The organism is Streptosporangium sp. NPDC000095, assembly GCF_042899335.1.
In the GTDB taxonomy this organism is placed as follows: domain Bacteria; phylum Actinomycetota; class Actinomycetes; order Streptosporangiales; family Streptosporangiaceae; genus Streptosporangium.
In genome coordinates this window covers 196,109-219,944 of record NZ_JBIAZS010000004.1, presented here as the reverse complement: position 1 = coordinate 219,944, position 23,836 = coordinate 196,109, and the positions used below count along the sequence as shown (strand labels likewise).

At 71.3% G+C, this 23,836-nt stretch carries 21 protein-coding genes; 14 read left to right on the top strand and 7 right to left on the bottom strand.

Features of this window, described 5'->3' with window-relative positions:
* Window positions 1–15: 15 nt before the first annotated feature.
* Genes ACFY3V_RS11815 through ACFY3V_RS11800 form a run of 4 tightly spaced genes read right to left on the bottom strand, consistent with a single transcriptional unit; the run spans window position 16 to window position 6,711 of the window.
* Window positions 16–825, bottom strand: coding sequence for a DNA-formamidopyrimidine glycosylase family protein (locus ACFY3V_RS11815; RefSeq protein ID WP_350943848.1), 810 nt, complete (start codon window positions 823–825; stop codon window positions 16–18).
* Between the two features lie 34 nt (window positions 826–859).
* Window positions 860–1,276 carry a DUF2809 domain-containing protein gene (locus ACFY3V_RS11810; RefSeq protein WP_350943846.1) on the bottom strand — a complete coding sequence of 139 codons (417 nt, stop codon included), beginning with the start codon at window positions 1,274–1,276 and terminating at the stop codon, window positions 860–862.
* A gap of 31 nt (window positions 1,277–1,307) precedes the next feature.
* Window positions 1,308–2,600: a M1 family metallopeptidase gene (locus ACFY3V_RS11805; protein WP_389772510.1), complete on the bottom strand. Its 1,293-nt coding sequence runs from the start codon at window positions 2,598–2,600 to the stop codon at window positions 1,308–1,310.
* A 22-nt stretch (window positions 2,601–2,622) separates the two neighbouring features.
* Window positions 2,623–6,711: a Pls/PosA family non-ribosomal peptide synthetase gene (locus ACFY3V_RS11800; protein ID WP_389772507.1), complete on the bottom strand. Its 4,089-nt coding sequence runs from the start codon at window positions 6,709–6,711 to the stop codon at window positions 2,623–2,625.
* A gap of 251 nt (window positions 6,712–6,962) precedes the next feature.
* Here ACFY3V_RS11800 and ACFY3V_RS11795 point away from each other — a divergent pair, with 251 nt between their 5' ends.
* A complete protein-coding gene (locus ACFY3V_RS11795; protein ID WP_389772504.1) occupies window positions 6,963–7,478 on the top strand; it encodes a methyltransferase family protein in 516 nt (171 codons plus the stop codon).
* Window positions 7,479–7,506: 28 nt separating this feature from the next.
* Here ACFY3V_RS11795 and ACFY3V_RS11790 read toward each other — a convergent pair whose 3' ends face one another.
* Window positions 7,507–8,496, bottom strand: coding sequence for a LuxR C-terminal-related transcriptional regulator (locus ACFY3V_RS11790; RefSeq protein WP_389772501.1), 990 nt, complete (start codon window positions 8,494–8,496; stop codon window positions 7,507–7,509).
* Window positions 8,497–8,845: 349 nt separating this feature from the next.
* Between ACFY3V_RS11790 and ACFY3V_RS11785 the strand changes: the two genes are divergently transcribed.
* The 13 genes from ACFY3V_RS11785 (at window position 8,846) to ACFY3V_RS11725 (ending at window position 22,096) form a co-directional block, all read left to right on the top strand.
* A complete protein-coding gene (locus tag ACFY3V_RS11785; RefSeq protein WP_350943838.1) occupies window positions 8,846–9,214 on the top strand; it encodes a hypothetical protein in 369 nt (122 codons plus the stop codon).
* Window positions 9,215–9,363: 149 nt separating this feature from the next.
* A complete protein-coding gene (locus tag ACFY3V_RS11780; protein WP_362897106.1) occupies window positions 9,364–9,510 on the top strand; it encodes a hypothetical protein in 147 nt (48 codons plus the stop codon).
* 74 nt (window positions 9,511–9,584) lie between these two features.
* Window positions 9,585–10,883: a SidA/IucD/PvdA family monooxygenase gene (locus tag ACFY3V_RS11775; protein WP_362897105.1), complete on the top strand. Its 1,299-nt coding sequence runs from the start codon at window positions 9,585–9,587 to the stop codon at window positions 10,881–10,883.
* 40 nt (window positions 10,884–10,923) lie between these two features.
* The gene (locus ACFY3V_RS11770; protein ID WP_350943832.1) at window positions 10,924–11,289 is read left to right on the top strand and encodes a cupin domain-containing protein; all 366 of its coding nucleotides are present in this window, start codon (window positions 10,924–10,926) and stop codon (window positions 11,287–11,289) included.
* A complete protein-coding gene (locus ACFY3V_RS11765; protein ID WP_362897104.1) occupies window positions 11,286–12,821 on the top strand; it encodes a class I tRNA ligase family protein in 1,536 nt (511 codons plus the stop codon). The genes ACFY3V_RS11770 and ACFY3V_RS11765 overlap by 4 nt, the downstream gene beginning before the upstream one ends.
* A gap of 11 nt (window positions 12,822–12,832) precedes the next feature.
* Window positions 12,833–14,077, top strand: a complete 1,245-nt coding sequence (locus ACFY3V_RS11760) for an ATP-grasp domain-containing protein (RefSeq protein ID WP_350943828.1) — start codon at window positions 12,833–12,835, stop codon at window positions 14,075–14,077.
* Window positions 14,074–14,922, top strand: a complete 849-nt coding sequence (gene ddaH, locus ACFY3V_RS11755; protein WP_350943826.1) for a dimethylargininase — start codon at window positions 14,074–14,076, stop codon at window positions 14,920–14,922. Before ACFY3V_RS11760 ends, ddaH begins: the two co-directional genes overlap by 4 nt.
* Entirely contained in the window at window positions 14,919–15,290 is a 372-nt protein-coding gene (locus ACFY3V_RS11750) for a hypothetical protein (RefSeq protein ID WP_350943825.1), read from the top strand. The genes ddaH and ACFY3V_RS11750 overlap by 4 nt, the downstream gene beginning before the upstream one ends.
* A gap of 2 nt (window positions 15,291–15,292) precedes the next feature.
* Entirely contained in the window at window positions 15,293–17,098 is a 1,806-nt protein-coding gene (locus ACFY3V_RS11745) for an ABC transporter substrate-binding protein (protein WP_350943823.1), read from the top strand.
* A 5-nt stretch (window positions 17,099–17,103) separates the two neighbouring features.
* Complete coding sequence (locus ACFY3V_RS11740) at window positions 17,104–18,495, top strand: cation:proton antiporter (protein WP_362897102.1); 1,392 nt, start codon at window positions 17,104–17,106, stop codon at window positions 18,493–18,495.
* A gap of 1 nt (window position 18,496) precedes the next feature.
* Window positions 18,497–19,735, top strand: coding sequence for an ATP-grasp domain-containing protein (locus tag ACFY3V_RS11735; RefSeq protein WP_350943820.1), 1,239 nt, complete (start codon window positions 18,497–18,499; stop codon window positions 19,733–19,735).
* On the top strand, window positions 19,732–21,036 hold the full coding sequence (locus ACFY3V_RS11730) for an MFS transporter (protein ID WP_362897101.1): 1,305 nt from the start codon (window positions 19,732–19,734) through the stop codon (window positions 21,034–21,036). Before ACFY3V_RS11735 ends, ACFY3V_RS11730 begins: the two co-directional genes overlap by 4 nt.
* A gap of 13 nt (window positions 21,037–21,049) precedes the next feature.
* Window positions 21,050–22,096 (top strand): FAD-dependent oxidoreductase, encoded by a 1,047-nt coding sequence (locus ACFY3V_RS11725; RefSeq protein WP_350943818.1) that lies wholly within the window; start codon window positions 21,050–21,052, stop codon window positions 22,094–22,096.
* A gap of 226 nt (window positions 22,097–22,322) precedes the next feature.
* Here the strand turns inward: ACFY3V_RS11725 and ACFY3V_RS11720 are convergent, their stop codons facing one another.
* Complete coding sequence (locus ACFY3V_RS11720) at window positions 22,323–22,988, bottom strand: hypothetical protein (protein WP_389772489.1); 666 nt, start codon at window positions 22,986–22,988, stop codon at window positions 22,323–22,325.
* Entirely contained in the window at window positions 22,985–23,824 is an 840-nt protein-coding gene (locus ACFY3V_RS11715) for a BTAD domain-containing putative transcriptional regulator (protein WP_362897099.1), read from the bottom strand. The genes ACFY3V_RS11720 and ACFY3V_RS11715 overlap by 4 nt, the downstream gene beginning before the upstream one ends.
* Window positions 23,825–23,836: the final 12 nt, after the last annotated feature.

Sequence of the window (23,836 nt, the reverse complement as noted above, 5' to 3'; positions counted from 1 at the left end):
CCACCGAGGAGGAGGTCAGCCGACCTGGCAGGCAGGGCACCAGAAGAGGTTGCGCCCGGCGAGCACCCTCGTGCGGACCTCGGTGCCGCACAGGAAACAGGGCATGCCGGAGCGCCGGTAGACGTAGACCTCGCCGCCGTGGCCGTCGACGCGGGGCGGGCGGCCCATCGCCTGCGGCGTGTGCTCGGGCCTGACCGTGTCGATGTGGCCCACCCGGACGCCGTCGGCCATCAGAAGCACCAGATCCGCCCAGATCGCCTCCCACCGGTCGTGGGTGAGGTCGCGGCCGGGCCGTGACGGGTCGACCCCCTGGCGGAACAGCGCCTCGGCGCGGTAGATGTTGCCCACCCCCGCGACGACCGACTGGTCCATCAGCAGGACCCCGACGGAGACGCGGCTGCGGCTGATCCGCCGCCAGGCGATCTCCGGGTCGGCGTCCGCGCGCAGCGGGTCCGGCCCGAGCCTGGCGTGCAGCGCGGCCTTTCCCTCGGGGTCGAGCAGCTCGCAGGTGTTGGGGCCGCGCAGGTCGGCGTACTCGCCCGTGTTGCTCAGGCGCAGGCGCACCATCCCCGTCGGGGCGGGCACGGGGACCGGGCCGAAGGCGTACTTGCCGTAGATGCCCAGGTGGACGTGGAGCCACCGCTCGTCGTCGAAACCCAGCAGCAGGTGCTTGCCGTGGGCGTCGGCCTCGGTGAGCACCCGCCCGTCGATCCGCAGGGCTCCGGCGGCGAACCGTCCCTGGGGGCTCTCCGCGTGCACGGCCCGCCCCCCGAACGCCCGCCGGTGCTCTCGGGCGAGGCGATGAATGGTGTGTCCTTCAGGCATGATTGTGAGAATCATACGATCCGCGCGGCGATGCTCAGGGCACCGCGGACGCCCGCTCCCGCCGACGCCGGGAACGGCGCCGGGCCAGGGCGTGGGCCGACGCGGCGAGCAGGGCCCCGGCCGCGTACGCCACGAGGTCGGCCGCGCCGAACGTGCTGCCGAGCACCAGCCTGGCCACGACGCTCACCTCGGAGAGCGCGGCGGGAACGGGCGTCAGCTGGGCCAGCTCGACCGCCCAGCTGAACGCCAGCGCGCCGATCGCGGCCCGCACCGGCGTGATCCGGGGCCACACCAGCACCACCAGCGCGTGGACGAGCACGGTGTAGAGGGCGTCGCCCGCGTACTTGCCGAACCAGCCGCCGGTGACCGCGCGGACGGTGAGCCCGGCCGCGACGGTCGCCACGGCGGCGAACGCGGCGAGCAGGCGCGTGCGGGAGGAGGGATCTTCCATCAGGGCCATCGAGTCGTCCGATGTACGAAGTTCAGGGGAGGGTGGGCAGGGGGCGGCCGTGCAGCCAGCCGGCGAACAGGTCGTCCAGCGGCCGCGTCGTGCGGCGCGCGGCGAGCGCGGTGAAGGCGTCGGTGGTGACGGTCCCGTGGCGGTGCCCGGCCGTCCACTCCCTGAGCAGCGCGAAGAAGGAGTCGTCGCCGACGGTGCGCCGGAGCGCGTGCAGGGTGAGGGCGCCGCGTTTGTAGACGCGGTCGTCGAACAGCCGCCGGGGACCCGGGTCGGCCAGCGTGAAGTCCTGCGGGAGCGCGGAGAGGCGGCGGTGCCAGCGGTGCGCGTGGTCGTCGGACGACAGGCCGCCGGAACTCTCCGACCAGATCCACTCCGCGTACGAGGCGAACCCCTCGTGCAGCCAGATGCCGCTCCAGTCGGCCACCGTGAGGCTGTTGCCGAACCACTGGTGGGCCAGTTCGTGCGCCACCAGCCGCTCCTCGCTTCGTCTGCCGTCCACGTGGTTCACCCCGAAGATCGACATGCCCTGCGCCTCGACCGGGATCTCCAGCTCGTCGTCCACGACCACCACGGTGTAGGAGCCGAACGGGTAGGGGCCGAACCGCTCGCTGAAGACCTCCATCATCCGCTCCTGGCGCCCGAAGTCGTGGCGCACCCGCGTGGCGTATCCGGCGGGGAAGACCAGCCGCGTCCCCGGACCGGCCTCGGCCTGCTGGTAGCGGCCGATCTGCACGCTCGCCAGGTAGGAGGACATCGGCTCGGCCTGCTCGTACACCCACGTGGTCGTCGAGGCCGCCCGGCGTTTGGAGACGAGCTCGCCGTTGGCGACCACCTGGTACACCGAGGCGGTGGTGACCGAGATCCGGTAGGTGGCCTTGTCGTCCGGCCGGTCGTTGCACGGGAACCACGAGGGCGCCCCGATCGGCTGGCCGGCCACGATGACGCCGTCGGTGAGCTGCTCCCAGCCGAGCCCGCCCCAGTGGCTGCTCACAGGGCGGGGGGTGCCCGCGTAGCGGATCTCGACGGTGAACCGGCCGGGGCGCAGCCCGGCGGGCGACAGGTGGAGCTTGCCGCCGCGGTGGGTGAAACGCGCCGGCGCGCCGTCGACCAGCACACCGCTCACCCGCAGGGCACCGAGGTCGAAGGCGACCCGGGTGAGCGGCCGCAGCGCCACCGCGGAGATCCTGGCCACCCCGCCCAGGCGGTTGGTGCCCACCCGGTAGTCGAGGGTGAGGTCGTAGTGCTCCACCCGGTAGCCGTCGTCGCCGTGCATGGGGAAGTACAGCTGGAGGGTGGAGGTCGTGCTCAAAGCCACACCGGCTTCCTCTGTTCGCGCGCTATCCTCGCCGGGCCCAGGCCGCGATCGGGTTGCCGAACCAGCGGGTCCCGGCGGGCACGGACTCGCCGCGCATCACCAGGGACGCCGGTCCGACCGTGGTGTTCTCCCCGATCGTCGCCGCGGGCAGGACCACCCCGTGGGGGCCGAGTGTGGATCCGTCCCGCATGACGACAGTATCGATGCTCATCACGCGGTCGTGGAACAGGTGTGTCTGCAACACGCATCCCCGGTTCACCGACACCCCGTCACCCAGGCTGACCAGGTCGACCTCCGGCAGCCAGTAGGTCTCGCACCACACGCCCCTGCCCACCCGCGCCCCCAGGGAGCGCAGCCACAGGTTCAGCGGCGCCGTCCCCAGCCAGTGCTGGGCGAACCAGGGCGCGGCGAGCACCTCCACGAAGGTGTCGGCCAGCTCGTTGCGCCACACGAACGAGCTCCACAGCGGCCGGTCGCCCACCGCGATCCTGCCCACCAGGACCCACTTGGCCACGGTCGCCGTCGCCGCGGCGAGCACCCCGCCGCCCAGCACCGCCACGCCCGACAGGGCCGCCGCCACCGCGAAGCCGTACGCCCCGGCCAGCCACTCCACGGTCGCCGCGACGAGCACGGCCACGGCGACCGTGCACATCAGCGGCACCACGCGGCACACCTCGACCGCGGCGCGGGCGAACCTCAGCCTCGGCGGTGGGTCGTAGGTGCGGCTCCGATCGCTCTCCTCGGCGGACCTGCGCAGCTCCACCGGGGGCATCCCCAGGTACGACGAGCCAGCCTTGGCCTTCTTCGGCGCCGCGGACAGCACCGCGACCAGCCCGTCCTTGGGCACCTTGCGCCCCGGCGCGGTCATCCCCGAGTTGCCGAGGAACGCGCGCTTGCCGATCCGCACGTGGCCGACTCGCAGCCGCCCGCCCTCCAGCTCGTACGGCGCGACCATCGTGTCGTCGGCGAGGAAGGCGCCGTCGCCGACCGAGGTCATCGACGGCAGCGCCAGCACGGTCGACAGCTCCACGTCACGGCCGACCTTCATGCCCAGGGCACGTAGCCAGGCGGGGGTGACCATGCTCGCGTACAGCGGGAACAGCCAGACCCGCGCCATCGACATGAGCAGGCCCGTCGCCCACGCCTGCCAGGCCTGGCGGCTGTGCACCGGGTGCTGCCCGGCGTGCAGGCCGAGCGAGAGCAGCCGCACCGACGCCACGGTGAGCAGGGCGAGGGTGGCCGCCGAGGCGAGGGTGGCGAGCGGCACCCCGTACAGGACGGAGGCGAGGGAGGGTGCGCCGTCGCGCAGCAGGACGGCGAGGCCCGGCAGCGCGGCGATCACCGGGAAGAGGCTCAGGACCAGCGCGGACAGCCCGTACGCCGTCGCCCAGGGCCATGAGCGCGGGGGGCGGTCGACGGCCGCGGGACGGGCCTTGCCCGTCCGGCTCGCGGGCACGCCCGCCCAGCGCTCCCCGGAGGGCACCGAGCCCGCCACCGCCGAACCGGGCGCCACCTGGGCGTTCTTGCCGATCTTCGTGCCGGGGAACAGGGTGGTGCGGGCGCCGACCGTGGCGGAGGCGCCGATCTTGATCTCGCCGACGCGCACCTGGTCGCCGTCGATCCAGTAGCCGTTCAGGTCGACCTCGGGTTCGACGGCCGCGTACCTGCCCAGTTTGAGCATTCCGGTGATCGGCGGCATCGAGTGCAGGTCCACGTCGTCGCCGACCTGGGCGCCGAGCGCCCGCGCGTAGTGGGTGAGCCACGGGGCGGTGGAGACCTCGCCCACGCCGAGCCGCTCGGAGAGCCGATCGGCGAACCACAGCCGCAGGTGCGTGCCGCCGCCCCTGGGGTACGTGCCGGGCTCAAGACCTCGTAGCAGCAGCCTGGCGCCGCCCGCGGCGAGCGCGATCCGCCCGGCGGGGCTGACGAACAGCAGCGCGCCGGCGAGCACCCACCACCACGAGACGGCGGGAGCCCAGGGAGATCCGGCCAGGTTGTTCAGCGCGGCGAGCGCCACCACCCAGCGCAGCGCGCCGACGCTGAGCAGCGGCACGGTGAGCGCCGCCTGCGCGATCGCGGCGCGGCGCGGCATCGGCGTGACGATCCGGTCGGTGGTCACGATCTCCGGCGCGTCGAGCGCCGACAGGTGCCTGCCGAGCCCGGCCAGCGTTGGGTGGTCGTAGACGTCGCCGACGGTGACCGCCGGGTAGCGGGTCCGCAGCGTCGAGACCAGCCGCGCAGCCGCGAGGCTGGTGCCGCCCTCGGCGAAGAAGTCGCCCTCGACGCCGCCCAGGATGTCCGTCCAGCACTCGGTCACCCACGGGTCGACGTCCGGCACCCCGGCGTCCGGTGTCTCCGGCGTTCCCGGTCTGCCGGGCAGCGGCCAGGGCAGCGCGTCCCTGTCGATCTTCCCGGAGGTGCGGGTCGGGAGCTCGTCCACGAGGGCGATCCTGGGGACGAGCGCGGCGGGCAGGGAGTGGCGGAGGCGGTCTCTGGCGTCTTGCTGGTCGAACTCCTCACCGGGCACGACGTAGCCGACGAGCAACTGGTGTCCGCCGCCGGTCGTGCGGACCGCCGAGGCCGCCCCGGCGACCCCGGGCAGCGCCTGCAGCGCCGCGTCCACCTCGCCCAGCTCGATCCTGCGCCCGCCGAGCTTGATCTGCTCGTCGGCCCGCCCGACGAAGACGAGCCCTTCCGGCTCCGCCCTCACCAGGTCGCCGCTGCGATAGGCGCGCTCCCAGCCGAGCGAGGTGAGCGGCGCGTACTTCTCCGCGTCCTTGACCGGATCCAGGTATCTGGCGAGCCCGACCCCGCCGATGACCAGCTCGCCGGTCTCTCCCATCGCCACCGGCTCGCCGTCCTTGCCGACGACGGCGAGGTCCCAGCCCGTCAGCGGCAACCCGATCCGCACCGGGCCCTCGCCGGTGAGCGGCGCCGCGCACGCCACCACCGTCGCCTCGGTCGGGCCGTAGGTGTTCCACACCTCGCGGCCCGGCACGGCCAGCCGCTCGGCCAGCTCCGGGGGACACGCCTCGCCGCCGAAGATCAGCAGTCGTACGTCGTCGAGCGTCTCGACGGGCCAGAGCGCCGCCAGCGTCGGTACGGTCGACACCACCGTGATGCCCATGTCCAGCAGCCACGGCCCCAGGTCCATGCCGGTGCGCACCAGCGCGCGCGGCGCCGCCACCAGGCAGCCGCCGTGACGCCAGGCGAGCCACATCTCCTCGCAGGAGGCGTCGAACGCCACCGACAGCCCCGCCAGCACCCGGTCACCGGGGCCGATCGGCTCTTTCGCGAGGAACAGCCGCGCCTCGGCGTCCACGAACGCCGCGGCGCTGCGGTGGGTCACCGCCACCCCCTTGGGCCTGCCGGTGGAGCCGGAGGTGAAGATGATCCACGCGTCGTCCTCGGGGCCGGGGCGCTCGCCGACCCGCTTTCGCTCCTTGCCCGCTCTCCCGTCCGTCGCGTCCGCACCGCGCCTGCTGTACGGACCCCCGCCGTGCAACTCGGCCGCGTAGTCGAGTTCGGAGCCGCCGGTGCGCCGGGGCTCGGGCGTGAGGTGTTCGGGGCCGTGAGGGTGGTGAATCTCACATCCGGCACCCTGCTCGTCGGAGGGTTCACCGGGGTGCCTGTCGCGGCCGGCCGGGTGCGCCGCGCCGTCACCGGAGGAGGGGGCGCCCAGGTGCTCGTACGGGTCGCCGTAGGGGGAGATCTTCCCGCCGTCGCCGATGACGGCGCGGACATTCGCCTCGCCGAAGACCAGGTCGGCCCGCTCGTCGGGGTCGTCGGCGTCCACCGGCACATAGGCGGCCCCGGCGGTGAGCACGGCGACGATCGCGACGTACAGGCCGACGGTGCCCGAGGGGATCCGCACCCCGACCCGGTCCCCGCGCCCGATCCCGGCCGCCCGCAGCTCCAGGGCCATCCGGTTCGCCTCGGCCCGCAGCCCGGTGTAGTCGAGACGGGTCTTGCCGTCGTCCAGGGCGAGCGCGTGGGGGTGCCGTCGCGTGGTCTGGTCGAGGATGTCCAGCAACGTCCTGACCTGCGGCGCGGCCCCTCCGGGCAGGAGCGCTCGCGACGGCACACCGGTGCCGGCCGGTAACGGAATCACTGTCTTCCCCCATGTGTACGCCCCCTGTGGGCCCGGGACAGCCTACGTGCACGGGGTTAACGCATTTCCTCCGTGAGGCCGTACCTCACATGAACCTTCCCTTTCGGGCATATTTCACCCAGATGGCAGTGGGGGCCTACCGGGCGTTGACGTCCCTTTCGGTGCGATCTTAAACTCAACGCATAGTGAATTAGCTGCCGTACGGCGAGGCCGGGACGTCTGCGGCGGCCACGGCACGGGAGCGTGACGCCATGCGCAGGACATCCGCCGCGGTCGGGACCACGATCTTCTTCGCCTTGGCGCCGGGAACCGTCGCGGGGTTCCTGCCCTGGTGGATCACCCGCTGGGAGGAGGGGGACCTCCTGCGCGCGGCGCCGCTCTGGGGTGCGGTGCCGCTGCGCCTGGCGGGCGCGGCACTCGTTCTCGCCGGGACCGCGGTGCTGGTCAGGGCGTTCGTCCGGTTCGTCGTGGAAGGTCTCGGCACCCCCGCCCCGATCGCGCCCACCGAGCACCTGGTCGTCGGCGGGCTGTACGCCCACGTCCGCAATCCGATGTACGTGTCGGTCCTCGCGGTCATCTGCGGGCAGGCGCTGCTCCTGGGCCGCCCCGGCCTGCTGCTGTACGCCGTCGCCGTGGCCGTGCCGGTCGTCGCGTTCGTCCGCTGGTACGAGGAGCCGACCCTGCGCCGCGCGTTCGGCGCCGACTACGAGAGATACCGTGCGGCGGTGCCGGGCTGGTGGCCCCGCTCGCGTGCCTACGAACCCTGATCGATCGCCGTACGGCCGACCCGCGCCGTCACGGGCAGGACGGCAGCCATCCCCTGGCCGCCGCGAGGCACCCGGCCTGGAACCGGCTGCGAGCCCCGAGCCGTTCCATCAGTTCGGCGGTGACGCGCCGCAGGGTGCGCACCGAGACGTCGAGCCTGCGGGCCACCGCCTCGTCGGTCAGCCCCGTCGAGAGCAGGCGGAGCACCTCGCGCTCCTGGTCGCTGAGGCCCTTCTCGTCGCGCCTGCGCTCCTCGCCCAGCGGGCCGGCGGTCCCCCAGGTCTGCTCGAACAGGGCGACCAGGGCGGCGACCACGCCCGCCCCGCGCAGCAGAACCGCGCCGACGCTGCTGTCCGCCGGGTCCGTCGGCAGCAGGGCCGTCCGGCGGTCGAAGATGAGCATGCGAAGCGGGAGCCCGGGGGTGGTGCGGACCTGGCCGCCGTTACCGGTGAGCCAGGTCGCGTATCCGGTGGTCGCCTGGTCGTTGCGGACACTGTCGGGGTAGATGATGCGGATCGCCACACCACGGTCGAGTAGAGCCTCGTCCAGCGGGCGGCTCGCCAGGATGTTCTCCGGGGTCTGGGCGCTCTTGGGTTCGAATCCGAGTAGTTCCTGCCGGCACCCGCCGACCAGCTCCTCGATCCTGCCGCGGATCGTGTCGATGCCGACGAGCGCCTCGGAGTCGCCGTCCGAGCGCGCCGGGTGGTGGTCGCCGTAGGCGGCGATCATCTGGGCGACGGCCGTCCGGCTTCGCTCGATCTCCTGCTGCTTGGCCAGCAGCGCGGCCTCCTCCCTGGCCAGCAGCGCGGAGAGTCCCACCTCCGGGCGGACCAGGCGCAGCACGTCCGGCTCCTCCCAGGAGGGGCGCAGGAGTGACAACTTGGCCAGTTCGTCCAGGGTGGCGCGGATCCGGTGGACCGGCCATCCCAGCTCCAGACTCAGTTCGGTCACCCCGAAGGAGGGGTTCTCCAGAATGGTGCGGTAGACGGTTTCCTCGGCGGACCCGATGCCAAGCAGCATGAGCACGACTCCTCCACGGTTCGAGCATGACCGAGACACGATCCGGTGGGCGGGACCCACGACGATCACAGCCTGAAAAGTAGCCGGGCGCAGTGATGACCGGGTTACGCGATCGCCCCGCCCCCGCCGGGGCGTGCCGGTCCGCCGGGATCGCCCTTCGGGCGCGGGGTGTGGCGGGGCGTCCTCCGAGGGGCCTGCCGGGGCGGTGCGCGGGGTCCGCGGGGACGCCGTGCGGGGCCGCCGGCGCCGGGGCGCGGGAGCCGGAGCGCGCTGGCATGATGCTGCCACGCCATGGACCTGACAGGGGAAACACCTGGTGGATTCGCCACGCGCGAACCACGGTCGATTCATGTATCTCATCAACGCGCGCCTGCGTGCCCCCCAGATCGAAGGCCACCTGGCCCCGGACGGCGGGTGGATGCCCGCGCGTGAGCTCCGCCATCTCCTTCTGGTACTGGCGGAGCCCGCCGACGGGATAGAGCACATCTACAGCGAGCAGCATCCCGCCGGAATCCATCTCGGTCTCTTCATCCGCAGGCCCACCCTCGACGAGGCCGAGAGCGCCGCGGCCCGGCTGTGCCTGCGTGCCCTGCACGGCGTTCCCGAACTCTCCGGGTGGTCGCTGGTGGCCTGCGGCACCGACCTCGACCTCGCGCTCGGGCGTCTTGAGTCCTTCGACGAGGAGGCCTGTCAGCGTCCTGCCATTGCAGCGCGCTGACAGGCTCCAGGGCTTCCGCAACCAACCGCGATCGCCCAAGAATCGAAGTGTCAGAACGAAGCGGGAAATATCCGGAAATGAAATTCGGAGATCGCCCGCGAAACAGAAAAAGGGCGCCGAGAATCGCCGGTCGAAAGGAAAGAAGAACAATGAGCACCACGGTCCGTCGCATCGCCCCCGCACTCGGCGCCCACTCTCTCACCGCCCTTCTCGTCGCCGCGGCCGTGCCCGGGATGAGGGCCGGCCTCGCGGCCACCGCGGCCCGCACCCCGGCGGGCGGCGCCGGCTGGCAGTGAGCCGACCAGGAGAGACCCAGAAAACCATTCGTCACGGGCACCGAGCCCGAGAAGTCGTCCGGGAGGCGACCATCGTGAAGCACCAGGAAGTCGAGTTACTCGCTCTCGGCGCAGGGCCGTCCAACCTCGCCCTCGCCGTGGCCCTCGAAGAGCTCGCTCCGGAACTGGCCACAAGAACGCTGATCATAGAACAGCACGAGAACGTGGTCTGGCATCGGGGAATGCTGCTGCCCTGGGCCCAGAGCCAGGTTTCCTTTCTCAAGGACCTGGTCACGTTGAGAAACCCGCAGAGCAGATTCTCCTTCGTGAACCACCTGCACTCCGTGGGAAGGCTCAGTGAATTCGTCAATCTGGGCAGTTTCACCCCGTACAGGACGGAGATCTCGAACTACCTGCTCTGGGTGGCGGAGTCGCTCGCCCAGGTGCGCATCGAGTACGGCCGGCGCTGCGTGGCGGTCGAGCCGGTCATGGCCGAGGATGGCGGCGTCGAACGGTGGATCGTCCGGCTCGCCGACGGATCGACCATCGGCTGCCGCACCCTGGTGGTCGGCGCGGGCCGTGACGCCCACATCCCCGAGGTGTTCGACGAGCTCCCCCGCGAGCGGATCATCCACAGCACCGAGTACAGCCAGGTGATCGCCGAGATCGACCACGACGCCCCGCACCGGGTCGCGGTCATCGGCGGCGCGCAGAGCGCGGCCGAGATGCTGTGGGCCACTCACCAGAGCATGCCCAACGCCCAGTGCACGATGATCATGCGCTCCATCGGCCTCACCGGCTACGAGAGCAGTAAGTTCACCAACGAGCTCTTCTACGCCTCCTTCGTCGACGAGTTCCATCGGTCGCGTCCCGAGGCACGACGCCAGCTCCTCGGCGAGATGCACCGCACCAACTACGCCGGGCTGTCGCCAGGCCTGCTCGAAAACCTCTACCGGCAGATCTATCTGGAGCGCCTCGCCGGACAGGAGAGGATCCGGATGATCACGATGGCCGAGATCTCCCGGGCCAGGATCGAGGGCGACGAGATCGTCCTCACCCTCCGGGACAGGAAGAGCGGCGACCACGACGAGCTGACCTGCGACGTCCTGCTGCTCGGCACCGGCTTCGACCGCCGGATGCCCACGCTGATCCGCGACCTCGCCACCAAGGCCGGCCTCGGCGAGATCGGTGTCGATCGCTTCTACAAGCTGTCCCTGCCCACCGGCTCGGGCGCCGCCTGCTACCTGCAGGGCGTGAACGAGGACACGCACGGCATCGCCGACTCCCTGCTCAGCACGCTGGCCAACCGGGCGGAGGAGATCGTCTACGACATCCAGGGCAACAACGCCGCCGCCGAGCTCCTCACGCCGTTCGCCCTCCCGATCGCCTCCTGACCCCTGCCGAGCCTCTCGGAAACCTTCGAGGAGAACCCCCGTGGACCTCCGTACCTTTGACCCCGCCCACCTGCGCCAGGACAACGGGCTGCTCGCCAAGCGGCTGCTGCCCTGGGAGACGCTGAACGCCCCCTTCGAAGGCGCCTGGTGCGTCATCGAACCGGGAACCGCCTCGACCCGGCACGCCCACCACGAATACGAGATCTTCATCGCCGTCTCCGGCGAGGCCGTTCTGGAGAGCGAGGGCGAGAGCAGCCCCTTCTCCGCCGGAGACGTCGTCTACTTCCCGCCCGGCACCGACCACCGGGTCGTCAACGACGGCACCGCCAGCTTCGAGATGTACGGCATCTGGTGGGACCACGACATGACCCGCACGTTCGAGAACCGCCACCAGGAGGAGAGATGACGGAGACGATCGTCATCGCCGCGACGCCGACGCCGAACGGTGACCTGCACGTCGGTCACATGGCGGGTCCCTACGTCGCCGGAGACGTCTACGCCCGCTACCTGCGGGCCGAAGGCCGCGGAGTCAACTACAACACCTGCACCGACGACAGCCAGTCGTACATGATCTCGACCGCCCACAAGCACGGCACCACGCCCGCCGAGCTGTGCGCGACGTCCACCGCCCGCATCCAGCGGTCGGTCGAGGCGATGGGCATCTCGCTGGCCCCGATGCCGCCCATCGACGACGTCTACCGGCGTACCGTGCTCGACTTCGTCACCGCCCTGCACGAGCAGGGCCGGTTCGAGACGCGGACCGTGCGAATGCCGTACGCGGAGAACGCGGGAACCTACCTGTTCGACGGGCTGGTCAAGGGCGAGTGCCCGGCCTGCCTGACCGAGAGCTGCGGCGGGTCGTGCGAGGGCTGCGGCCACCCCAACCACTTCGACGACCTGGGCGACCCGCGCTCGGTCCTCGACCCCGCCGACCCGGTGACCTCGCGCGAGGTCACCGTCCTGGTCCTGCCCATCGAGAACTACCGGGAGGAGCTCACCGCCTACTACGCCGCCCGCGAGAGCACCTGGAGGGGACACAGCAAGCAGCTCATCCGCGAGATCCTGGCCAGGCCGCTCCCCGAGATCCCGATCACGGTGCCCTCGCCGGGCTGGGGGATCGACGCCCCCTTCGCCGAGACGCCCGGCCAGATCCTCTACCCGTGGGTCGAGGCGATGCCCGCCTCGATCTACAGCACCTGGAAGGCGGCCGGCGAGCCGGCGGGCCCCGTCGACCAGGCATGGCTCGCCGAGAGCGGCAACAGCCTCGTCTACTTCCACGGATTCGACAACGTCTACTTCTGGGGCATGGTCGACCTGGTCATGCTGCTCGCCCACGGCGACCGCTACATCACCCCCGACACCAACATCTGCAACGAGTTCTATGAGCTGGAGAACGAGAAGTTCTCCACCAGCCGCAACCACCTCATCCGCGGCGCCGACCTGGTCGCCGAGGTGCCGCGCGACCTCGTCCGGTTCTATCTCGCCCTGACCTGCCCCGAGGACCAGCGGGCCAACTTCACCAGGGAGGGGCTCGACAAGGTCACCTCCCGCAGGTTGCGCGAGCCGTGGAACGCGCTCGCCGACCGCCTCGACGCCCTCGTCACCGACCCGGGGGAGGAGCTGAAGGTCACCGACGCCGGACGCCGCCGGGCCGCGGTGGTCGTCGAGAGGTTCCGGCTCTGCTACGACCTCACCTCGTTCAGCCTCACCCGGGCGGCGGACAACATCGTCACCCAGCTCTCGAGGCTGCTGACCGCCGAGCGCGACGAGCCCGGCGACCTCCTGATGGAGGTGCGCGCCTTCCTCTCCTGCGCCGCCCCCGTCCTCATCGACGTCGCGGCCGAGGCCGAGGCGGCCGGTGTCGAGCTCACCCTCGACACCTCCGCGGAGACGATCGACGCCTTCACGCTACCGCGACTGCCCGGGAGCCCCCGATGAAACTCCTCGCCATGGAAGCCCGTCAGAACGCCACCTACTACCACTCCCGCTACCAGCAGGTTCAGGACTACGGCGCCGAACTCTACGTCCTCAACGGCATCGGCACCCCGGACTTCTGGCCGGAGGACCGCTACCGCGTCGTGGGCTCCCAGAACATCGACGACCTCATCACCGAGGCCAAGGAGTGGCACGAGCAGGAGCGCTTCGACGGGATCATCACCTTCTCGGAGTCGGCCGTGACCACGGTCGCGGCCGTCGCCGAGGCGCTCGGACTGCCGGGCGTGGGCGTCGAGGCGGCCAGGACCAGCCGCAACAAGCTGCTGATGCGCGAGGCGCACCGCAAATACGACGCTCCGCACCCCGGCTTCCGCTTCGTCACCGACCTGGAGGCCGCGCTCGGCGCGGCCGGCGACTTCGGCTACCCGGTCATCCTCAAGCCCACCCTGGGTGCCGCGAGCAACTTCGTGTTCAAGGTCGACGACGCCGAGGAGATGGCGGAGCTGTTCCCGCAGGCGCTGGAGGGCATCGAGGGGATGTCGTGGTTCGAGATGGAGGCGCACGGCCTCGATCTCGGCCCGCACGGCCTGCTCGTCGAGGCGTTCCTCGACGGCGACGAGTTCCTCATCGAGGCGGTGGCCTGGGACGGCGAGGTCTACCTCGGCTCCATCGTGGACCGCATCACCGTCGAGGGAGGCACCTTCGACGACGACGTGCACCACGGGCCGACCGCCCTCACCCCCGAGCAGGTGAACGCGGTCCACCGCGTGGTCAGGGCCGGCGCTCACTCCCAGGGGCTGCGCCGCAGCGTGCTGCACGCCGAGGTGCGCTTCCACCAGGGCGAGCCGTACCTGCTGGAGATCGCGATCAGGCCCGGTGGCGGCGGGCTGGACCTCATCGCCGGGATCACCGCCGCGCACAACCCGATCCGCGCCGTGATGGACGTGGCCCGCGGTGCCGCGCCGAGGGTGCGCCACTACCGGCCGACCGGTGTCCACATCACCGCGATGTGCCTGATGTGCGACGCCGGCAAGATCGCCGCGATCGACGTGCCGGAGGAGGTCTCCGAGTCCGAGCGGGTCTTCTTCCTCAAGATCACCGCCAAGCCCGGGGACGTCGTCCGGCGCCCGCCGGAGGGCAACAGCATCCTCGGCTTCCTGGGCACCACCGGCACCTCCCTGGAGGACGCCAGGGAGACGATGCTCGACTACGCCTCCAAGATCAACGTCACGTTCGTCCAGGACGGAGAAGCGTCATGACACAGCTGGCCGAGGAGGCGCCGCAGCGGACCCTGAGGGTCGCCCGCACCCGCCGCTACCTGATGTGCCCTCCCACCCACTTCGACGTCGTCTACTCCATCAACCCCTGGATGAACCCCGGCAAACCGGTCGACGGCGCGCTGGCGAGGCTCCAGTGGGACGGCCTGCTGCGCGCCTTCCGCGCCCTGGGACACCAGGTGGAGTTCATCGAACCGCTGCCCGGCAACCCCGACATGGTCTTCGCCGCCAACGGCGCGACGGTCATCGACGGCAAGGTGCTGTCGGCCAGGTTCCGTCACGAGGAGCGGGCCGCCGAAGGCCCCGCCTACCTGGAGTGGTTCCGCGCCCGCGGCTACCAGACCCGCGAGGCCGTCTTCGTCAACGAGGGCGAGGGCGACTACCTGCACGCGGGACGGTACCTGCTGGCCGGCACCGGCTTTCGCACCGACATCCGCTCGCACCGCGAGGCGGAGAGGTTCTTCGGGATGCCCGTGGCGGGGCTGAGACTGGTCGACCCGCGCTTCTACCACCTCGACACCGCGCTCGCGGTGCTCGACCGCGACCAGATCATGTACTACCCGGGGGCCTTCTCCAGGGAGAGCCAGGGCGTGCTGCGCGTCCTGTACCCCGACGCGATCATCGCCAACGAGGCCGACGCCGAGGTGTTCGGGCTGAACGCCGTCTCCGACGGCCGCCACGTCCTGCTGCCGCCCGCGGCCACCCACCTGATGGGCGAGCTGCGCGAGCGCGGCTACGAGCCCATCGGCGTCGAGCTCTCCGAGCTGCTGAAGTCCGGGGGCAGCGCCAAGTGCTGCACCCTCGAACTCCGGGCGGCCCGCTCATGATCGACTACAACGGACGCCGCTTCACCACCGGCGGCGTCCCGGCGGGGGAGGAGCACCCGATCGCCCTGTACCGCCAGGACGGCGACCTGCTGTGGGGCGAGTTCTCCGGCGGCCACGCCCGCCGGGGGACCCTCACCGGGCTTTGCGCCCCCGACGGCACCCTCGACTTCGCCTACACCATGGTCCTCGACACCGGCGCCGTCGTGTCGGGCCACTGCCGCAGCACCCCCGAACTCCTCCCGGACGGCCGCGTCCTGCTCCACGAGACGTGGGAGCGCTACGGAGCCCACGCGAGCAGCGGTGTGTCGCTGCTCGAAGAGATCGACCCCGAGACCTTCGCCCTGCCCCACCAGAGGACTGAGAGCTGATCATGACCCTGAACACCATCGCCCGTCCGAACGTGGAGCGGCCCGTCAAGGGCGGCACGGTGACCTGGGCCTGCGCCCCCGGATTCCCCCCCTCGATCATCTTCCCCTTCACCCCGCCCGAGCGCTTCGGCACCCGCAACCTGCTCGAGTTCCAGATCCTGATGTACCGGCCGCTCTACTTCTTCGGCACCCACGGCACCCCCGAGGTCGACTACGACCTCAGCATCGGCGAGCCCCCGCAGTGGAGCGAGGACGGTCTTACCGTCACCGTCACCGTCAAGCCCTGGAAATGGTCCAACGGCGAGACGATCTGCGCGGACAACGTGCTGTTCTGGGTGAACATGATGGCGGTCAAGGGCGAGCGCTACGGCGAGTACGTGCCGGGCTGCTTCCCCGACAACCTCGTCTCCTACGGCAAGCTCGCCGAGGACAAGGTCTACTTCACCTTCGACAAGGTCTACTCCAAGCGCTGGGTGCTGATGAACCAGCTCAGCACCATCACCCCGATGCCCAAGGCATGGGACCGCACCGCCGAGGGGCCCTCCGACGCCTCGTACAGCCTGGAGAACGTTGCCGCGGTCTACGACTTCCTGATGGGCGAGAACGGCGGCGTCATCGAGGAGGACAACTCCGACCGGGTGCACTGGGCGACGAGCCCGGTGTGGAGCGTGGTCAGCGGCCCGTGGCGGCTGAAGAGCTACACCATGGAGGGCGTCGTCACCTTCGTCCCCAACGAGCACTACTCCGGGCCGAACAAGCCGCACCTGGACGAGTTCCGGCAGATCCCCTTCATGTCCGACGGGGAGGAGTACCAGAAACTGCTGGAGGGACCGGACGGACCCGACGGCATCCAGGTCGGCTACCTCCCGCTGAGCTTCAGCACCGAGCCGACCGACGACCCCACCAAGGGCGGTCCCAACCCACTGGGTGAGAACTACACGCTGGTCCCGCAGGCGGCCTTCTGCATCCGCTACATCCCGCTCAACTACAACAACCCGACCGTCGCGGGGAAGATGCTCGCCCAGACCTACATCAGGCAGGCGATGCAGCACGCGCTCGACCAGGACCGGGCGGCCCGCGACATCTACCACGGCTACGCCTACCGGCAGGACGGGCCGGTGCCCCGCTACCCGGTGAGCGACCTGGTCTCGCCCACCCTGCAGGGCGCGCCGATCCTGCCCTTCGACGCCGAGCGGGCCCGCGAGCTGCTGGAGGCGAACGGCTGGGACACCAGCACGACGCCGGCCGTCTGCGTCAACCCCGGCACCGGCCCCGGCCAGGCCGGGGAGGGCATCCCCGGCGGAACCAAGCTCAGCTTCTCGCTGAGGTACGCCGAGGGCCGTCCCGCGCTCACCCGGCTGATGGAGCAGTTCCGTGACGACGCGGTCAAGGCCGGCATCGAGCTGCGGCTGCAGGAGGTCTACGGCTCGGTCCTGGTCGCCGAGGACGCCCCCTGCGTCGTCGGACCCGACAGCCCGTGCCTGTGGGAGCTGAGCACCTGGGGCGGCGGCTGGGTCTACCACTACCCGAGCGGCGAGATCCTCTTCCGGACCGACGCCGGCGGCAACTTCGGCCACTACACCGACCCGAAGGCCGACGAGCTCATCGACCGCACCCTGACCAGCGACGACCCCGCCGCGCTCTACGAGTACCAGGACTACATCGCCGAGCAGGTCCCCGTCATCTTCATCCCCAACTTCTCGCTGCGGCTGTTCGAGGTCGCCAACAACCTCCGCGGCTTCGAGCCGATCAACCCCTTCGGGATGATCAGCCCGGAGAACTGGTACTACGTCGAGAACGGTGACTGATCCCCATGCCGATCCCCGCGCCGATCGCCGCGCCGATCGCCATGGCTCCCGTCGCCGTCATCCCCGCCGAGAACCTCATGATCCTCCTGCTGCAGCTCGGGCTGCTCCTGGGGCTGGCCACCGTCCTGGGGCGTCTCTCCGTCCGGCTGGGCCTGCCCGCCCTGCTCGGTGAGCTCAGCGCGGGAATCCTGATCGGGCCCTCGCTGCTCGCCAACGTCGCCCCCGAGTTCTCCGCCTGGCTGCTGCCCACCGACCCGGCCAGATTCCACATGATCGACGCGGTCGGCCAGGTCGGCGTCCTGCTGCTGGTGGGCCTGACGGGCATGCACCTCGACCTGGGCTTCATCCGCAGGCAGGGGAAGGCCGCCGCCTGGATCAGCGGGGCGGGGCTGACCGTCCCGCTCGTCCTCGGCGTCGGGATCGGGTTCCTCGCCCCCTCCGAGATGATCGCCGAAGGCGTCGACCACACCGTCTTCGCCCTCTTCCTCGGCGTCGCGCTCTGCGTCAGCGCCATCCCCGTCATCGCCAAGGTGCTGATGGAGATGCGCCTGCTGCACCGCGACATCGGCCAGCTCATCCTGAGCAGCGCCGTCATCGACGACGTGGTCGGCTGGTTCCTGCTCTCGGTGGTCTCCGCGCTCGCCACCGCCGGGGCGCGCACCGGGCAGGCCGCGCTCACCGCGATCGCGCTGCTCGTCGGGCTCGTGGTCGTGTCGGTCCTGTTCGGCCGCCGGGTGGTCGCCAAGGTGCTGCGCCTCGCGGACAGGGGCGGGAGCGTCACCACGATCGCCGCGGTGACGATCATGATCCTGCTCTCGGCCGCCACCACCCAGGCGATGGGCTTCGAGGCCATCCTCGGCGCCTTCGTCTGCGGGGCGCTGGTCGGCTCCTCCCCGGACCTGAAGGTCGCCAGGCTGGCGCCCCTGCAGACACTCGTCGCCGCGGTGCTCGCCCCCATCTTCTTCGCGACGGCGGGCCTGCGGATGGACCTGACGGAACTGGCCAAACCGGCCGTGCTGGTGGCCGGGATCGTGGTGCTCACCGTCGCCATCGCGGCCAAGTTCGCCGGCGCCTACCTCGGAGCGCGCATCGCCCGCAGGACCCGCTGGGAGGCCCTCGCGCTCGGCGCGGGCCTCAACTCCCGCGGCGTGATCGAAGTGATCATCGCGATGGTGGGCCTCCGCCTGGGCGTGCTCACCACGGCGTCCTACACGGTCATCGTCCTGGTCGCGGTCGTGACCTCGATGATGGCGCCGCCCCTGCTGCGCTTCGCGGCGGCCAGGATCGCCCCCACCGAGGGCGAGGCCGTCCGCGAGGAGTTCTTCGACACCCTGCAGGGCACCGACGGCGCCGACGGCGCCGACAGACAGCTCGTGACCACCGCCAAGGAGGCGTGACATGATCACCGACACCAGGCCGCTGCTCCTCGTGGTCGCGACGGGAATGCGGCACTACCGCGAATACCTGCTGCGCTCCATCGCCACCGAGTACCGCGTCCACCTCATGGTGACCGCGGAGCCCGGTTGGGAGCGGGAGTACGTCACCGGCTGGACCGTCGTCGCCGACCTGGCCGACGGCCCCGCGCTGGCCGCCGCCGCGCTGGAGCTCGCCGCCCGCGAGCCCGTGCACGGGGTGCTCTGCTGGGACGAGGCGACGATCCTGGCCGCCTCGCACGTCTCGGAGGCCCTCGGCCTGCCGGGCGGCGACCCCGAGATGGTGCGCCGCTGCCGCGACAAGCACCTCACCCGCGTCGCGCTCGACGCGCTCGGCGTCCCGCAGCCCAGGTCGCTCGCGGTCTCCACGCTCGACGAGGCCCTGCGCGCCGCCGAGACGGTCGGCTACCCGGCCATCCTCAAGCCGCGCGGCCTCGGCGGCAGCCTGGGCGTCATCAAGGTCGAGGACCCGGAGGAACTGGCGGAGCGGTTCGCCTTCGTCCACGACCTGAGGGTCCCCGGTGGCGCGACGTTCGAGATCCCCGTCCTGGTCGAGGAGTTCGCGGACGGCCCCGAGGTCAGCGTCGACGCCGTCGTCCAGAACGGTGTGGTGACCCCGCTCTTCCTCGGCAGGAAGGTCCTCGGCTACGAGCCCTACTGCGAGGAGGTGGGCCACTTCGTCGACGCTCAGGACGAGCTGCTGCAGGACCCCGAGTTCTGCCGCGTCCTGCAGGACACGCACACCGCGCTCGGGTTCACCGACGGCTTCACCCACACCGAGGTCAAGCTCTCCTCCAGGGGACTGCGCGTCATCGAGGTGAACGCGCGCCTGGGCGGGGACATGATCCCCTACCTCGGGATGATCACGACCGGGATCGACCCCGGCCTCGCCGCGGCGGCGGTGGCCTGTGGCCGCACCCCCGACATCGCCCCCGAGCGCAAGCTCGTCGGCGGCGTGCGCTTCTTCTACGTCGCCGAGGACGACACCACGATCGAGTCGATCGAGTTCGACGAGACCGGCCTGCCCGCGGAGATCGACCGGGCGATCCCGGTGGTCGCCGCGGGCGCGACCGTCTCACCACCGCCCAAGGGCACCCTGTGGGGGCGTATCGCCTACGCCACCGCGCTATCCCCGACCGTCGACGAGTGCCGGGCCGCGCTGGACGCCGCCGAGGCACACCTGAAGGTGAAGGCAGCCGCATGACCGCCGTTATCGAGAACGAGAACGAACTGTCCGGGACACCCCCGCGCAAGCAGGACGACGGGGTGTTCGTCACCCTGCGAGAGGCCCCGCGCGCCGTCAAGGCACTCCTTTTCGGCGGCTTCATCAGCAGGCTGGCCGCGTTCATCCAGATCTACCTGGTCCTGTTCCTGACCGACCGGGGCTTCTCCGCCACCCAGGCGGGGCTCGCGCTGGGCGTGTACGGTGCCGGCGCGGTGGTGGGTTCGCTGGCCGGAGGCTCGCTCTCCGACCGGCTCGGCGCCCGGGCGGTCACCCTGATCAGCATGGGCGGCTCGGCCCTGCTGATCGTGTCCATCCTCTACGCCCCGACCTACGCCCTGCTGCTGGCCGCCGTCTTCATGGTCAGCACGGTCGGCCAGTTCTACCGGCCCGCGGCCCAGACGATGCTCACCGAGCTCACGCCGAGACACCGGGTCGTGATGATCACGGCGATGTACCGGCTCGGCCTGAACCTCGGCATGACCGCCGCCCCGCTCATCGGCGCCGCGCTGCTCGCGGTCTCCTACAACGCGCTCTTCTGGGGAGAGGCCGCCGCGGCACTGATCTTCGGCGGCATCGTGATGTTCGCGCTGCCCCGGCGCGCGCCGAAGGCCGTGCGCGCCGCGGCCAGGCAGGCGGAGGCGGAGGCCGCGAAGGCGGCGTCGACGGAGGGCCGTTCCGGCTACCTCGCGGTCTTCGCCGACTGGCGCTACAGCGTCTACCTGCTCGCGATGCTGCTCACCTCCATCGTCTACTGCCAGTACACGGCCACCCTCCCGCTGGACATCTCCGCGGCCGGCCTCAGCCTGTGGTGGTACGGCGCGGCCGTCTCGCTGAACGGCCTGATCGTCATCACCTGCGAGCTGGCGATGACGAAGGTCGTGCAGAAGTGGCCGATCCGGCTGACCGCGCTGCTCGGCCTCGGTCTCGTCTCGGTCGGCTACGCCATCTACGCGATCTCCCCGCTCCCGATCTGGTTCATGCTCGGCACCCTGGTCTGGACGCTCTCGGAGATCATCGGCGGACCCACCACGTTCGCCTACCCCGCCCTGGCCGGCCCCGAGCGGCTCCGCGGACGCTACATCGGCGCCATGCAGAGCGTCTTCGGGCTCGGTACCGCTATCGGGCCGGTGATCGGCACCCTGGTGTGGTTCCAGGTGGGGCGCTCGGTGTGGCTGTGGGCCGCCCTGCTCTCCGCGATCGCGACCGTGGCGGGCCTGATCGGCATGCGGGACCCGAACAAGGCCGACGAGTCGCGCACCGCGACCGCCTCGGCGACATGAACGGAGGAGTTACATGATCAGAATCGCCGTCGTGGGCGGTGGGATCGCCGGGGCGATGCTCGCCTGGCGCCTGTGCGAGGTCGTCAGGGGCAGCTCCGTCCACCTCTACACCGGAGAACCGCACAGGAGGGCCGACGCCAGCGCCGCCTCCGGGGGCCTGACCAGGGCTTTCGAGCCCGACCCCGCCCTGTGCCTGGAGGCCGCCGACAGCCTGGCCGAGCTCCACTCGAACCGGGAGCTGCGGGAATGGGCCTCCTACCGGGAGACCGGCTCGGTGTACCTGCTGCCCGGCCTCGGGCCGGGCACCGAGGGCCTGGTGGAGCTGGTACGCAGCCGCCTGCCAGGCTCGATCTCCCTGGTCAGCGGTGAGGAGCTCAGCAGCCGCGGCACGTTCCGCGAACTGCCGGAGGGGAGCGTGGCCGTCGTCGAGAAGCGCGCCGGATACCTCTCCCCGAACGCCTTCCGCGACCGGCTCCTGGTGGAGCTCGCCAGGTCGGGCGCCTTCGTCACCGACGGGCAGGTGGAGGGCATCACCGCCGAGGCCGAGGTCCGCCCCGCCGAGGGCAGCCCGGCCAGGTTCGACGCCGTCGTGGTGGCCGCCGGGGCGTGGACCCAGAGCCTTCTCGCCCGTACGGGCCTGTCGGACGCGGGGCTGCGCACCAAGGTGATCCAGTACGTGCTCGGCCCCACCTCGGGCAGGGGGCCCAACGCGTTCGTCGACGAGACGTCCGGGTTGTACGGCAGGTCCTACGCCGAGGGGCGGGTCCTGCTCGGGCTGCCGACCGACAGATGGGACATCACCCCTGGAACCGTGCCGACCGACCCCGTGCTCACCAGCAGGATCCTCGACGTCGCCGAGGCCAGGATCGGATACCGGCCGGCCGACGGGTCGGTCAAGGCCGTCACCGCGGTCGAGTGCTACCACCCCACGGGAGGGCTGTCACTGCGTCCCCTGGCCAAGGGCGTCTACACCTTCACCGGAGGGAGCGGCGGTGCGGGCAAGACCGTGCTCGCCGCGAGCCGCACGGCCGCGCGAAGCCTGGTCAGGTCGCTGCGTTGAGCGCGGGGACGCGGCCCGTGCGGGTCGCGTCCCCGCCGCTCCGAAGACGGGATCCGGCGGGATCGCCGGTCGTGAGCGCCGCGGTGAGGGGGAGCCCGGTGGGGGCGCCTGTCTCGGCGGCCATCCGGCGGGGTCGCCGGTCGTGAGCGCCGCGGTGCAGAGGAGCCCGGTGGGGTCGCTCGTCTCCGCGGCCGAGTGGCGGGTTCGCCGGTCGCGGCGAGGACTGTCAGGTCGCCGCGGTGAACGCGAGATAGCAGTAGTCGTCCAGCATCTTCGCGAGCGGACGCCCGGGGCGGCCCAGCTCCACCGCCAGCTCCCGCTCGCCGAGACCCGTCTCCTCGAGCAGACGCCGTGCCCACTCCCGGCCCATCCGCAGGTGCGCACGGTAGGCGTCCGCCGTACGCGCCCCGTGCAGGGCCTCGGCGATGGCCGCGTCCCAGGGCATCAGCGCCCTCGGGCGCAGGGCGTGCAGCATCTTGGTCGCGGCGGTCGGCCCCAGGGAACGGGGTCTGGCCCCCGGAGTCGCCCGCATCGCGGACAGATCCGCGTAACACCCGCCCAGCACGTCGATCTCCGGGTCGCCCAGCGTCGCGAGCGTGGCGTCCTGGCCGGGCAGGTGCTCCCTCCAGCGCTCCCACCAGGCCGCGGTCTCCGCGCCGAAGACATCGGGCTCGCCGTCACGCGGATAGCGCAGCCGGCACCCCCACGCGTTCAACCAGGCGAGCAGTGCCCGGCGATGGGCCGCGAGCGCGGGGTCGACCCGCGGCCCGGTCGCCAGCAGCAGCCGTTCCCATGACCTGTCGGCCGCGTCGTAGCGGGCGAACTCGCCGACCGCCGCGCGCAGGCGTTCCAGATCGGGCCCCCGGTCAAGGGAGGTCGAGAGCGTCTTCACCGGTGCCGACCTGTCAGGGGCGGCCGGCTCCGGCCGCGCATGAGCGTGGCCAGCAGCCGCTCGGTGCGTTCGCTCGGCTCCACGTCGAGGTCGGTGCGCAACCGGTGGCGGCACACCTCGTACCAGCTCAGGACGCGGCCGAGCTCGCCGAGCTCGCCGTGCATCATCATCAGGGTCTGGTAGGTGGTCTCGTGGTGGGGATCGACGTCGAGGGCCCTGCGGCACCAGTGCATCGCGGCCGGCCAGTCCTCACGCTCCAGAGCCTCGGTGCGCAGCGAGGTCAGGGCACGCAGGGCGGTCGCGCGCATCCACTGCCGCTGCTCGTTGATCCAGCCGCCGGTCTCGCCGGAGAGGAAGTCCCCGACGTACAGGTCGGCGGTCCGCTGGAACCACGCGATCGCGGTGTCGTAGTCCTTGGCCACCCACGCGCTCCGGCCTCGGTCGAAGGCGCGCTGGAACTCCTCGATGTCCACCCACGCGCTGTTCGTCCGCAGCACGTACCCGTGGTCCTGGTGGAGCAGGGAGAAGCCGTCCCTCCCCTCGAACTCGTTGAGCACCCGTCGCACGCCGTGCACGGCGACCTTGAGCGAGCTGGAGGGGTGGCCCTCCCGCTCCGGCCACAGCACCTCGCGCAACCGGTCCCTGTGGACGAACCGCTCACGGTTGACCAGCATGTACTGGAACAGGGCCCGCGACTTGCCGGCCCGCCAGTGTGAGACGGCCTGCCCGTCGACCTCCAGGCGGAAGTTGCTCAGGCATCGGGCGATGACCGAGGGGGTGCCCTCGTCCTGCCCGGGGTTGTGGGGGCCGGCTTTCGCCAATTGTTGAACGGGCATGTTCGCTTCCCT

Coding starts and splice junctions, on each gene's coding strand:
- ACFY3V_RS11730 (WP_362897101.1), top strand. CDS start 19,732: ATGACCGCCGTTATCGAGAACGAGAACGAACTGTCCGGGACACCCCCG.
- ACFY3V_RS11760 (WP_350943828.1), top strand. CDS start 12,833: ATGGAAGCCCGTCAGAACGCCACCTACTACCACTCCCGCTACCAGCAG.
- ddaH (WP_350943826.1), top strand. CDS start 14,074: ATGACACAGCTGGCCGAGGAGGCGCCGCAGCGGACCCTGAGGGTCGCC.
- ACFY3V_RS11740 (WP_362897102.1), top strand. CDS start 17,104: ATGCCGATCCCCGCGCCGATCGCCGCGCCGATCGCCATGGCTCCCGTC.
- ACFY3V_RS11795 (WP_389772504.1), top strand. CDS start 6,963: ATGCGCAGGACATCCGCCGCGGTCGGGACCACGATCTTCTTCGCCTTG.
- ACFY3V_RS11780 (WP_362897106.1), top strand. CDS start 9,364: ATGAGCACCACGGTCCGTCGCATCGCCCCCGCACTCGGCGCCCACTCT.
- ACFY3V_RS11715 (WP_362897099.1), bottom strand. CDS start 23,824: ATGCCCGTTCAACAATTGGCGAAAGCCGGCCCCCACAACCCCGGGCAG.
- ACFY3V_RS11765 (WP_362897104.1), top strand. CDS start 11,286: ATGACGGAGACGATCGTCATCGCCGCGACGCCGACGCCGAACGGTGAC.
- ACFY3V_RS11810 (WP_350943846.1), bottom strand. CDS start 1,276: ATGGAAGATCCCTCCTCCCGCACGCGCCTGCTCGCCGCGTTCGCCGCC.
- ACFY3V_RS11790 (WP_389772501.1), bottom strand. CDS start 8,496: ATGCTGCTTGGCATCGGGTCCGCCGAGGAAACCGTCTACCGCACCATT.
- ACFY3V_RS11815 (WP_350943848.1), bottom strand. CDS start 825: ATGCCTGAAGGACACACCATTCATCGCCTCGCCCGAGAGCACCGGCGG.
- ACFY3V_RS11750 (WP_350943825.1), top strand. CDS start 14,919: ATGATCGACTACAACGGACGCCGCTTCACCACCGGCGGCGTCCCGGCG.
- ACFY3V_RS11725 (WP_350943818.1), top strand. CDS start 21,050: ATGATCAGAATCGCCGTCGTGGGCGGTGGGATCGCCGGGGCGATGCTC.
- ACFY3V_RS11785 (WP_350943838.1), top strand. CDS start 8,846: ATGTATCTCATCAACGCGCGCCTGCGTGCCCCCCAGATCGAAGGCCAC.
- ACFY3V_RS11745 (WP_350943823.1), top strand. CDS start 15,293: ATGACCCTGAACACCATCGCCCGTCCGAACGTGGAGCGGCCCGTCAAG.
- ACFY3V_RS11735 (WP_350943820.1), top strand. CDS start 18,497: ATGATCACCGACACCAGGCCGCTGCTCCTCGTGGTCGCGACGGGAATG.